13 protein-coding genes are annotated in these 10,714 nt (G+C 54.0%); 8 read left to right on the top strand and 5 right to left on the bottom strand.

Going from position 1 to position 10,714, the window contains the following annotated elements:
• The first annotated feature begins 219 nt into the window (after positions 1-219).
• Complete coding sequence (locus tag KXG62_RS33125; protein WP_218096279.1) at positions 220-396, top strand: GNAT family protein; 177 nt, start codon at positions 220-222, stop codon at positions 394-396.
• A 112-nt stretch (positions 397-508) separates the two neighbouring features.
• Here KXG62_RS33125 and KXG62_RS33130 read toward each other — a convergent pair whose 3' ends face one another.
• Positions 509-1,147, bottom strand: coding sequence for an NADPH-dependent F420 reductase (locus KXG62_RS33130; protein ID WP_218096280.1), 639 nt, complete (start codon positions 1,145-1,147; stop codon positions 509-511).
• A gap of 126 nt (positions 1,148-1,273) precedes the next feature.
• Here KXG62_RS33130 and KXG62_RS33135 point away from each other — a divergent pair, with 126 nt between their 5' ends.
• Complete coding sequence (locus KXG62_RS33135) at positions 1,274-1,600, top strand: winged helix-turn-helix transcriptional regulator (RefSeq protein ID WP_246627758.1); 327 nt, start codon at positions 1,274-1,276, stop codon at positions 1,598-1,600.
• Between the two features lie 62 nt (positions 1,601-1,662).
• Here the strand turns inward: KXG62_RS33135 and KXG62_RS33140 are convergent, their stop codons facing one another.
• Positions 1,663-2,259 carry a YqaA family protein gene (locus KXG62_RS33140; protein ID WP_246627759.1) on the bottom strand — a complete coding sequence of 199 codons (597 nt, stop codon included), beginning with the start codon at positions 2,257-2,259 and terminating at the stop codon, positions 1,663-1,665.
• A complete protein-coding gene (locus KXG62_RS33145) occupies positions 2,259-2,891 on the bottom strand; it encodes a C40 family peptidase (protein ID WP_218096281.1) in 633 nt (210 codons plus the stop codon). Before KXG62_RS33145 ends, KXG62_RS33140 begins: the two co-directional genes overlap by 1 nt.
• Before the next feature lie 420 nt (positions 2,892-3,311).
• Between KXG62_RS33145 and KXG62_RS33150 the strand changes: the two genes are divergently transcribed.
• Positions 3,312-3,791, top strand: a complete 480-nt coding sequence (locus KXG62_RS33150; protein ID WP_218096282.1) for a GNAT family N-acetyltransferase — start codon at positions 3,312-3,314, stop codon at positions 3,789-3,791.
• A gap of 62 nt (positions 3,792-3,853) precedes the next feature.
• Here KXG62_RS33150 and KXG62_RS33155 read toward each other — a convergent pair whose 3' ends face one another.
• Positions 3,854-4,669, bottom strand: coding sequence for a class I SAM-dependent methyltransferase (locus KXG62_RS33155; protein WP_218096283.1), 816 nt, complete (start codon positions 4,667-4,669; stop codon positions 3,854-3,856).
• Positions 4,670-4,976: 307 nt separating this feature from the next.
• On the opposite strand from KXG62_RS33155, the gene KXG62_RS33160 reads away from it, so the two are divergent.
• A complete protein-coding gene (locus tag KXG62_RS33160) occupies positions 4,977-5,516 on the top strand; it encodes a DUF3231 family protein (protein ID WP_218096284.1) in 540 nt (179 codons plus the stop codon).
• Positions 5,517-5,630: 114 nt separating this feature from the next.
• Here KXG62_RS33160 and KXG62_RS33165 read toward each other — a convergent pair whose 3' ends face one another.
• Positions 5,631-6,254, bottom strand: coding sequence for a hypothetical protein (locus tag KXG62_RS33165; protein WP_218096285.1), 624 nt, complete (start codon positions 6,252-6,254; stop codon positions 5,631-5,633).
• Between the two features lie 364 nt (positions 6,255-6,618).
• On the opposite strand from KXG62_RS33165, the gene queF reads away from it, so the two are divergent.
• The 4 genes from queF (at position 6,619) to KXG62_RS33185 (ending at position 10,536) form a co-directional block, all read left to right on the top strand.
• On the top strand, positions 6,619-7,113 hold the full coding sequence (gene queF, locus KXG62_RS33170) for a preQ(1) synthase (protein ID WP_218096286.1): 495 nt from the start codon (positions 6,619-6,621) through the stop codon (positions 7,111-7,113).
• A 203-nt stretch (positions 7,114-7,316) separates the two neighbouring features.
• Positions 7,317-8,000: a response regulator transcription factor gene (locus KXG62_RS33175; RefSeq protein ID WP_218096287.1), complete on the top strand. Its 684-nt coding sequence runs from the start codon at positions 7,317-7,319 to the stop codon at positions 7,998-8,000.
• Positions 7,997-9,430, top strand: a complete 1,434-nt coding sequence (locus tag KXG62_RS33180) for a sensor histidine kinase (protein ID WP_218096288.1) — start codon at positions 7,997-7,999, stop codon at positions 9,428-9,430. Before KXG62_RS33175 ends, KXG62_RS33180 begins: the two co-directional genes overlap by 4 nt.
• Positions 9,431-9,660: 230 nt before the next feature.
• A complete protein-coding gene (locus tag KXG62_RS33185; protein ID WP_218096289.1) occupies positions 9,661-10,536 on the top strand; it encodes a sugar phosphate isomerase/epimerase family protein in 876 nt (291 codons plus the stop codon).
• Positions 10,537-10,714: the final 178 nt, after the last annotated feature.

A 10,714-nucleotide genomic window follows, 5' to 3' on the forward strand; every position in this document is an offset into this window, starting at 1 on the left:
AATCATCTACTCTCACCTACTTTTCGTGATGCCTTAATTATACAGTAAAAAAGGTACAGCCTCCTCAATTTTCTTGAAGGACTGTACCTTTTTCGTATGAAAGGACTTTTTCAGTGGCCTCCCAGGGCCTTACATATTCTTTTGAAATATGCCTTCTTTGAGCGCAGACTGCATAAGTTCAATAATAGTGTACTTGAAGGAAACGAAGCGTCGGCTGCCATGCTTAGAAAGGTAGGCTGCATTCAGGAGGGGATTCGTCGCCAAGTGTACTACACGAACGGGACTTATTCCGATTCGATCTTGTATGGGATGACCAAAGACGAATATGTTCAACACCTTCGCCGCGAGCATCGTTCGCCTGATGAAGCAAGGGACAATCAATTTGTAAAAGAGTAGGAGGAGAGCGTGCGGAGTGGGCAATGCACAGATCGAAGTCGTGCAATCAGGTATGCGTGCGGCAGCCATTCTTAACGGCTGGCTGCCGAATGTTAATCGTATCTCGTACTGCTTAATGCCGCAGTAAGGCAAAAGCGGACCCCGGCGATTGCAGCTGCATTTCACTAATCACGCATGCGAGCATAATGGACTCTTGCAGGCGGCTTTGTTGAATATCCCCGAGATCCACAATCGTTGACCAGCCGAGATCTGTAAGCAGTGCCCGGACCTGATCTTTGGAACTCGGATCGTTTCCAGACATAAACATGAGGGGCGCGCCTTCTTTAAACTGAGGATGAATCATCACCTTGTCACTGACGTTATTCAGTGTTTTCACAACATGACTTTCCGGCAATAGCGTCTGGATAATGGCCCCCGCGGACGTATCCACCAGAAGCAAACGCGGTCCGTTATCAAAGTGTACGGCGTTGCTCACATCGATGACCGTCTTGTTTTTCAGATCGGCCGGATCGATGGTTTCGAGCACTCCCTTCAAGCCGGACCATGGAAGAGCGGCGATAATCATCTCGCCAAACCGGGCGGCTTCACCAAATGATGTGACATCCCCCGAGCCGCCAACCTCTTGCTTCCATGCCGAATGCTTCGGGCTATCGGGCTCCCGGCTGCTGATGAAGACGCGATAGCCTGCCCGGACCAAGCCTCTCCCTAAAGCTTTACCCACGTTACCCGCCCCAAGAATACCGATATTCATTCAGATCCTCTCCTCTCTAAACGTGATTATATGACCTTCACGAAGGAGGAACAATAAGGCACTTTTTAGTATCCGAACATACGGCGATGAGGATCGTGTATACTGTTGGAAATGGGGGTGAGACCAATGCCCGTCCAACGAAACGAGTGTCCGGTCGAAGCAGTGATGTCCATGTTAAGCGGGAAATGGAAAATTCCGATTTATCGCTGTCTGTATAAAAATAACAGGCCGGTGCGCTATAGCGAATTGCAGCGGCATATGCCGGACATCTCCAAAAAAATATTAACCGAACAGCTGCGAGAACTCGAACGCGACGGCATCATTGAACGAAAATCATATCCGGAGCCTCGTCCGAGAGTTGAATATATGCTGACCTCATCGGGAAGATCCATGATCGGTTTTCTCGATATGATGAGCGATTGGAGCGTACAGCACGGTTGGATCAATAAGTAACAGCGGTTCCAGCTTGGACCGGCTCGACTGTCTGCGGCAGCGAAACTTCATCCTGCAGCAGTCTACGATTCCTTCACCGGTACAGCGGCCCGTTCAGGCTTTTTCCGTTTGCGGAACCGGCGGACCAGCAGCCAGACGGTACAGAACAGGGCGCCGACGGCTACGAGGATAACGCCGAACATCCCGTCGATCATATGCTCCGCGGCACGTCCGTACATGTAGAAAAGGATGCCTACGATGAAAAATTTGGCCCCGCGACCGATCGCCGCATAAGCGAGCAGCTTCCAGAGCGGGTACTTCATGCAGCCCGACAAGATCGTGAATATTTTGAACGGAATCGGCGTGAATGCTCCGATCAGTATGGCGGCTTCGCCATGCCGCTGGAATAATGCGGTGGCGGAATCGAGCCATTTCTTTTTCATGAACCGGTTCAGAATCAGGTGGCCTGACGTACGGCCAAGTGCATAGCCGATGGGCGTTCCGATCAAACAACCGGCATAGCCGAGAGCGGCGAGTCCGATGGCGTCTTCGGGATGGAGTGCACTTAAAGACACTTGAAGGAAAAACGCCGGTATTGGAAAAATGACCGCATCGATCAACGCATGCAGAAAAAGTCCGATCGCTCCGAAATTTTGCAGGTAACTCATGATGGTATCCATTACGCGGTGTATCCTCCCAGCCGGTTAGTGGTTTGCGCGGAAGCTTGCAGGCCGTCTAGCCGCTCCCGGTCGAGCAGCGGATAATCGTAAAGCCGACCTTCGTACACCGGTTCGAACGCCGGATGCCGGAGGAAATCGCCCGGCGTCACCAGCGAGACCGGTTTGTTCCATAGAGAAAGCCCCGCATGGCGCAGCGTGTCGGCCACGAACTGCGAGCAGAAATAAGCGCGCTTTCTCTGAAGATCGCAGTCCAGCAGCACGCCCAACAGGCCGATCAAGTTGTAGCGGTAGGCGTCCCGTTCGCTCTGAATGTACTGGATGAATTGTGCCGCTGTCGCGCGCTGCCGTTGCGAAACATTCAGTCGCAGCACGATGCACCGGGTATCGGGAAAGTGACGGAACGTTCCTTCGTACAAGTTTTCCTCGACAAAGCCCGCTGTCCACGGATTCGCTGAACTTTTGCGGCCGAAGCTGAATAAATCGTTCAGCTCTGGATCAAATGCCAGGGAGGCATGGTTGTAAGGATCAGCGGTGAACTGCTTGATCACGGAGGTGAACAGCGTTCCCGTGTCGGTCAGCAGTACATAGATGCTGCTTTTGGATTTGGTAAATTCGGTTACAGTCCCAATCATGAAGGCTCACCCCAAAGCGGATAGTTGATTTCGATGATATGAATAGAAGGACGACGCTGTTTCCAACGATGCAATGATTGACTAGATCATTCAACGTCCAGCCAATCACGTGCTGTTCCATGCACGTCTCGTACGATATTGCAAAGCCCGCAATGCGGAGGCATTCGAGCCCGCTCATGTATTTTGTTCTCATAATTTACTGTAACAAAAGTGTACGTTGTTCTGAACGGGCCGCGGTACAGTTTTGAACTGGACTTTGGTCTTGCCCCTGTCATTTCTTGGAATGGCCTCGCGGGGATAAAATATATTTATGGGGCTGACGAATAGGGCGATTGTCGTCTTCATGCTATGAACATTTCCGTGCGCAGGAGTATAATAACGGCAAGACAGCACGCTACAGGATAAGGAGATCTTACGAGGATGATTCGAACGTTCAGGCCGGGGGAAGAGGCTTACATCGCCCAATCGCATTATGAATTTTACAATAAAGAGCATCAATTCGACCTGTCGTTCAAGCAGTTTGTTCAAGACGGCGTGGAGCAGTTCGTGAAGCAGTACGACAGCGGCAAAGACGGCTTATGGTTCGTTGAAGTGGACGGCCGGATCAAAGGCTCAATCGCGATAAGCCATGTTACGGCATCGGAGGCACAGCTGCGCTGGTATTTTGTCGAGCCGGACATAGCCGGTAGAGGATACGGAAGGAAGCTGCTGGAGAAGGCGATCTGGTTTTGCACCGATATGCGCTATGAGCGCATCACGCTGTGGACGAACAGCAAGCTGACCCGGGCGAGGGGGCTGTATGCGGAGTACGGCTTCCGAATCGTGGAGAGCCAGGAGCAATTTCTTTCGAATCAAATGCTGGTTACGGAGCGTTGGGTCAAGGAATTGCCGGCGGAGTAGGAAGCACGCTGCGATGACCTGCCGGACGGACCAGCCGTCCGGTAAGCCGCGAATCCCGAGCGCTATTTCGCTTTCGCAGCCTTGATCGAGAATAACAATGGCACATTCACTTCTTGCGACTTGAGCCGCCACCATCCGTCCTCGCCCTGCTCCATGTACCCCGGATATTTCTCGTAAGCGGAGAAGGGATACTCCTTCAGCGACTCGATCGTCAGCCCGGCGCCGATTAACGCACCAACGATACGGCCGAGGCTATGCTGCCATTGATACGTCACCGTATGGGCGACCTTCACTGTTCGATCGGCATAAGAGGTGTCCGAAGCGCATTCGATCGGCGCGGGATCGAAGTACGGGTAAGCGACTTTCAGCGCTTCATTGTCCCATTCCAATATATTTTCCACCGGGTGGCCTTCCGCGATAAAGAAAGTGCCGCCCGGCTTCAGGCTATCCGAGACGACGCGGGCCCATGCATCGAGATCCGGCAGCCAGCACAACACGCCGTATGACGTAAACACGATGTCGAATTTTTCGCCGCCTACTGCGGCTGGCGCGTCGTACACGTCAGAACAGAGAAAGCGCGCGTCGAGCCCCATCTCGTCGTTCAGCGACCGCGCGAGTGCAATGGCTTTGTCCGATAAGTCGATACCGGTAACGCGTGCGCCCCGCCTCGCCCAAGACATCGTATCCATCCCAAAATGACATTGAAGATGCAGCAGCGACTTCCCCGTTACATCTCCGATTTCGTCCAATTCGACGGATTTCAACGTACACGCGCCGGCTTTGAACTTGGCCACGTCATAAAAAGCTGATTTCTCGTGAATGGACGTCATCTCATTCCATCTTAATAAATTGGTATGTATCATATGTTCCCGATTCATGTGAGTGAAATCCTCCTTGGAAAACTTGTGGTTTAGGAAAAGAGTATTGGCCACTGTTATTGTAACGGCGCGGCTTCTTTAGTGTAAATGTGATGTTTGATTATAACGAAAAAGTATGAATGACGGCAGTAACAATTTGAGAGGTAACAACAATTCAATCTCAGTACTGGAAGAAGATGCAGGGAGCGTTTGAGCTGCTGCGAGTTTGACGTGCTATTATTTGAGTTGAACGAAAAGGCAGCGCTGGGCGACGGGTATAAAGCGTATAAAAAAGGGGATACCTGTTAGCGGGAGGTGTTGTATCAAGATGACAACCATTTGGGACACCGTGAAGAGCATGCTCGGTTCGCTGACGGATGAAGAGCCGAAGCCGCCGCTGCATGTCGGCGAAGTGATGTCGTTGTGGACACTGCTGACGATTTATGAGGAGGGCCAACTCGTTTACGAAGTGGCGCTGAATACGACCACCGATCCGGAATTGCGGCACGCGGTCGAGAACGCGGTGAAGGAGTCGTTGGAAGACGTACAGATGATCAAGCAGTTTTTGATTCAAGAGAGCGTTCCTTTGCCTCCGGTTGCCATGGCCAAACCGGACTCCAATCCTGCCGGTATTCCACCTGGAGTCAAGTTTACGGACGAAGAGCTGGCGAACTTCATCATGGGCAAAATATCCGCTTGCATTGCGCTGTGCGGCCAATCGATTTCCCAGTGTTTGCGAACAGATGTCTCCGTCATGCTGTTCCGATCGATGGGCAGGCTGCTGCAGTACAGCGCGCCATACCGGGCGCTGATGAGGAAGCGGGGATGGATCAAGGTTCCGCCGTACTATTACCCGCCGGGCGGTTAAACCGATGAGAAATGACAAACGTTCCCTGCGCTTTCGTCGCGAGAGAACGTTTTTTTCATGGCGGTTTTTGGTTGCAACGAGGGGATCGATGAGAGGAATGGTTATCCGCCAAGCTTACGACGATTCCGACGGCCGGATATTGACCTTGATGGCGCGCCGTTCCTTGGGGATGAGTCTCAGCCGGTACGCTTCAGCCGTCAGCAGCTGGTTCCGCTGGTATTTCATCGATTCGATCAGCTTCATGCAAAGGTTCATTTCCTCGGTCAGCCTTCGTTTTTCGTTAGGGGATGCAGTCGCATTTTGCAGCTTGCGGGTAACCAGCTCCAGCGACTTCTCCGCTTTTGGCACAGTTTCCTGTTCCATGACGGCCAGTTTCTGCGCCGTATTCGGCTTAAGCAGATGGTTCGGGATGAGCAGCGAGACAGAAGCCGAGACGGTCGGCAGCTCCAGGTCGCTCGCGAGCATCGCCCGGCAGTTTCCGCCGGTGAACACCGTATATTTTCCGTACGGCAGCCGGAGCAGATGCAGATCGGCAGGATCGAGGTCGCTCCAGCCGAGCGTCGCAACGGATTCGCGCAGCGCATTCATTTTTGGGTCCGTGGCGACCTGCTCAGGGGGCTGTGACAGCCCGATAATGTCAGCAGGATTGATTTTCATAATGCCAAGGTTCAGCGTCCTGTAGCCGATGACGCGAAATTCGTGCATCAGCTCATCCAAATCATACCAGCGAGATTCCACCTTAATCCCTCCCAGCGCTTCTTTGGTACAGAATGGCGTTAGATATCCATCATCCTTTTTTACTACAAGTATATGTCGTTTCCGGTTGTCCCCATTTCGTATATTGACAAAAAAAGGACCCGCATCAACGGGATGCGGGTCAAAAGTTATATTAAAAAGGGGGGTCATGAGTTCATTATAGGCGGTGTTCATTAAGATCAGATGAAAAACATATTTCAGTTATATTACAAATTGTTTCGCTTCTTTGCTATGGTCCATTTCAGCGGGTGCGGGAATCGTTAATAGCTCTGCTCCGCACTTGCTTCACTGCCGGATCGAAATACGCTATAATAGGAGCTTAGCAAGCGAAAGGGGCGTTGGAGCCATGGCTGGAAGAAACCAAGACGAACTCGATTTGACGCTGCTTGGCAGCGAGAAGACCAAATATCCGATGAGCTACGCGCCGCAGATGCTGGAGTCGTTCGATAACAAGCATCCGTACCGCGATTATTTTGTAAAATTCAATTGTCCCGAATTTACCAGCTTGTGCCCGATCACCGGCCAGCCGGACTTCGCGACGATCTACATCAGCTATATTCCCGATCAGAAGATGGTCGAGAGCAAGTCGCTGAAGCTGTATTTGTTCAGCTTCCGCAATCATGGCGATTTTCACGAAGACTGCATGAACATCATCATGAACGATTTGATCAAGCTGATGGACCCGAAATATATTGAAGTGTGGGGCAAATTTACGCCGCGCGGCGGCATCTCGATCGACCCGTACTGCAATTACGGCCGTCCGGGCACCAAGTACGAGCAAATGGCGGAGCACCGGCTGCTGAATCATGATTTGTACCCGGAAAAAGTGGACAACCGTTAAACCGCCCATGCGGCGTCATGCAGCAAGAGGTCTTCTCCGTTTACGTTGCGGGGAGGCCTCTTTGCTGTATCAGGGCGGGCATCGGCGCCGCCCGTGAATATAGGCCGCAGCGAATCTGAATGTTTACTTAAAATCGATTGCGAGCCGGCGGTCCGCAACCGAACGGGCGAAAAGTAGTGTACAATAGCGTTGAGGTGAACCGTATGTATCATAAAGATCAAATCCGAATTTTGCTCGTGGACGATGAGCCGAATATATTGCAGTTTTTGGAGATGGGGCTGCGCAACGAAGGGTTTCAGATTATGACGGCCGAAGAAGGGGTCAGCGCCGTTAACGCGGCGCAGGAGTTCCAGCCGCATGTCGTCATTTTGGACGTGATGATGCCCGGTATGGACGGGTTCGAAGTGTGCAAGCTGCTCAAGCGGATGGGCCAGATGGCCGTCATCATGCTGACCGCGAAGGAGGAAGTGGACGAGAGAGTACGCGGGCTGACCGCCGGCGCCGACGATTACATGATCAAGCCGTTTTCCTTCGACGAACTGATCGCCCGCATCCATGCCCGGATTCGCAATCAGTTCCCGCAACTGCTCAGCGAGCTGAGAATCGGTCCGTTCCAGATCGACGACAGCCGCCGGGAAATCCGGTACCAGGATCGCGTCTTGTCGCTGTCCGCCACGGAATACGAGCTTCTCAAATATTTGGTGTCGCATCATAACCGGGTGCTCAGCAAGGCGATTATTTTGGAAAATGTGTGGGGGTACGATTTCGGAGGGCAGGAGAATATCGTCGAAGTGTATATCCGTTCGCTGCGGGAGAAGCTGGAGGACCGCGAGCATAACGTTATCCGGACGATTCGCGGCTCCGGCTACAGGGTAGATATCTCATGATCCGGCGGCCGCGCTCTCTACGGTTTCAATTACTGTCGCGGTCGCTGCTCATTTTGTCGGTGCTGCTTCTGATGATCGGTGTGTTTCAATACGTCATTATGGCCCAATTTTTATACAAGAACAAAGCGTCGACGATTCAGTCGCAAATCCGGACCGTGCCGTTCCCGTTCTGGCAGCAGGCGGCGAACAACCCGGAAAAAATCGACTTCCGCAATCCGGTTTCCTCGCTGCGCGCCGGCGGCTCGACGGTAGCGTTCCTTGATGCGGACAACCGGCTTCAGGTGCTGATTCAGGACCCGGATGAGACGGCTGCGGCTCCCCGGCTGACGGATCAAGATTACAAGGAAGCGCTGCATCCGCAGACGGCGCCGGATTACCGCATCGTGAAGGATGAGCGCGGCACGAAGCATTTGGTCGTGCTGCGGCCGATTACAGCGCGCGACCGGCTGATCGGCATCGTGCAGGTCAGCTCGAAGCTCGAGCCGCTGCAAAGTATCGTAGTCGGACAATTGCTGACCTACGTCGGCTTATCCGTACTGGCGCTGGCCGCGGGCCTGCTGACGTTTTTGCCGATTTTGCGCCGCACGCTCATTCCGTTATCGCGGATGACGGAGACTGTGGAGAAAATCAATGCGGGCAATCTGGACGAGCGGCTGCCGATCCGGCACGAGCAGGAGGAGATCGACCGGTTGTCGCTGTCGTTCAACGCGATGCTGGAGCGTCTGGAGCACTCGTTCGCCGCCGAGAAGCAGGCGAAGGAGCAGATGCGCCGCTTTATCGCCGACGCTTCCCACGAGCTGCGCACGCCGCTCACGTCGATTCACGGCTTCTTGGAGGTGCTGCTGCGCGGCGCGGCGTCCGACCCGGACCAGCTGCGCAATGCGCTCAGGAGCATGTACGGTGAGTCGAAGCGGCTCAACGGCTTGGCCGAGGAGCTGCTGATGCTTGCGCGGCTCGATCAGGCGCCCGTGATGCAGCAGGCGGAAGGAAAGCTCAGCGAGCTGCTGCGGGAGATGGAGCATCAGCTTCGCCTGTTTGCGGGCGAGCGGAACGTCGAGATTCGGATCGCAACCGAGCAGACGAGCCGGTTCGACCGGAATCGGATGAAGCAGGTCGTGCTGAATTTGTTTCAGAACGCGGTGCAGCATACCGACCCGAATGCAGGGCATGTCTCGGTTTCGCTGGAGCGGCAGAGAGAGGCGATGGTGTTCACCGTGGAGGATAACGGAGCCGGCTTTGCCGAAGAGCATGCGGTCCGGCTGTTCGACCGCTTTTACCGTGTCGATACGGCGCGCAGCCGCAAGCAGGGCGGCGCCGGGCTCGGCCTGTCGATCACGAAGTCGATCGTGGAGCTGCACGGCGGCACGATTGCCGCCGACGGCCGGCCGGGCAAGGGCGCGCGGTTTACTGTGCGCTTGCCGCTTGCGTAGCCGATGAAGCGCCGCAGCGCTTGAACGTTCTTCCCCTCTCGAGATGCCGGTTGAGCATCTTGCAAGAGGAGAAGATCCGGTTCAAGCTGCGGCGTTTTTCATGTTCCGCCGCTTTCCGTCACCGCTCTCTTGGAACAATGTGAATGTGTAATAATTCCCATCGGTTGATTATAATGGAGGAGGCGGGTTTTCGGATGATCGGGAAGCCGCGGACAAAGGAGGAGAACCGGATGAAATTGACGAATAAGATCGGCGTTATCGTCGACAGCTTTGGGATCGGCGTGCGCGAAGGACTGAAGAAAGCGAAGGACGTTGGTGCGGACGGCGTGCAGATTTACGCGGTCAGCGGAGAGATGGACCCGGCGGCATTGTCGCCTGCCGCACGCCGCGAGCTGAAAGATTACATCGCTTCGCTTGGCCTCGAAATTTCCGCGCTGTGCGGCGATTTGGGCGGGCACGGCTTCCAGGATAAGACGGCCAATCCGGCCAAAGTGGAGAAGTCCAAACGCATTCTTGACCTGGCAATGGATCTGGGCACGAATATCGTAACGACGCATATCGGCATCGTGCCGGACGACCGGCAGGGCGAAGTGTACCACAGCCTGCAGACGGCTTGCGAGGAGCTCGGGCAGTATGCCAAAGGGATGGGCGCTTACTTTGCCATCGAGACCGGACCGGAGCGCGCCGCGCATCTCAAGTCGTTCCTTGATACGCTCAGCACGAATGGGGTATCGGTCAATTTCGACCCGGCGAACATGGTGATGGTGACGGGCGACGATCCGGTGCAGGGCGTACATATTTTGCGCGATTATATCGTGCATACGCATGTGAAGGACGGCATCCGCTACAAGGAAGTCGATCCGCGCGAAGTATACGGGGCGCTCGGTTACGAGCCGATGGACCATGGCAAAATCGCGCAGATGGTCAGCTCCGGCGAAGTGTTCCGCGAAGTGCCGCTCGGCGAAGGCAAGGTGCCGTTCGACGCTTATTTTGCGGCGCTGCAGGAAATCGGCTACACGGGCTACTTGACGATCGAACGCGAGGTCGGGGAGCAGCCCGAGATCGACATTCGCGCCGCGGTTCAATTCATCAAGCGGTTCCAATAATGCAAGCGTCTCTATGTCTCACAATGAAAGAAAAAGGAAAAAAGGACCCCGGAGGGTCAATGTCATTAAGTTAAACTCAGAGACAAGATCGTGAATAGCAAATGAATCTGAAACGGCATGGGGAAAATATCCTGTGCCGTTTGTTTTTTGTGGGCAAGTAAGAAAAAAATGTACAGCA

It is taken from the genome of Paenibacillus solanacearum (assembly GCF_910593845.1).
GTDB lineage: Bacteria > Bacillota > Bacilli > Paenibacillales > NBRC-103111 > Paenibacillus_G > Paenibacillus_G solanacearum.

Bases quoted from the DNA above. Each gene is read 5' to 3' on its own strand.
- KXG62_RS33155 (WP_218096283.1), bottom strand. From the start codon at position 4,669: ATGAATCGGGAACATATGATACATACCAATTTATTAAGATGGAATGAG.
- KXG62_RS33145 (WP_218096281.1), bottom strand. From the start codon at position 2,891: ATGATTGGGACTGTAACCGAATTTACCAAATCCAAAAGCAGCATCTAT.
- KXG62_RS33175 (WP_218096287.1), top strand. From the start codon at position 7,317: ATGTATCATAAAGATCAAATCCGAATTTTGCTCGTGGACGATGAGCCG.
- KXG62_RS33130 (WP_218096280.1), bottom strand. From the start codon at position 1,147: ATGAATATCGGTATTCTTGGGGCGGGTAACGTGGGTAAAGCTTTAGGG.
- KXG62_RS33135 (WP_246627758.1), top strand. From the start codon at position 1,274: ATGCCCGTCCAACGAAACGAGTGTCCGGTCGAAGCAGTGATGTCCATG.
- KXG62_RS33180 (WP_218096288.1), top strand. From the start codon at position 7,997: ATGATCCGGCGGCCGCGCTCTCTACGGTTTCAATTACTGTCGCGGTCG.
- queF (WP_218096286.1), top strand. From the start codon at position 6,619: ATGGCTGGAAGAAACCAAGACGAACTCGATTTGACGCTGCTTGGCAGC.
- KXG62_RS33150 (WP_218096282.1), top strand. From the start codon at position 3,312: ATGATTCGAACGTTCAGGCCGGGGGAAGAGGCTTACATCGCCCAATCG.
- KXG62_RS33140 (WP_246627759.1), bottom strand. From the start codon at position 2,259: ATGGATACCATCATGAGTTACCTGCAAAATTTCGGAGCGATCGGACTT.
- KXG62_RS33185 (WP_218096289.1), top strand. From the start codon at position 9,661: ATGAAATTGACGAATAAGATCGGCGTTATCGTCGACAGCTTTGGGATC.
- KXG62_RS33160 (WP_218096284.1), top strand. From the start codon at position 4,977: ATGACAACCATTTGGGACACCGTGAAGAGCATGCTCGGTTCGCTGACG.
- KXG62_RS33125 (WP_218096279.1), top strand. From the start codon at position 220: ATGCTTAGAAAGGTAGGCTGCATTCAGGAGGGGATTCGTCGCCAAGTG.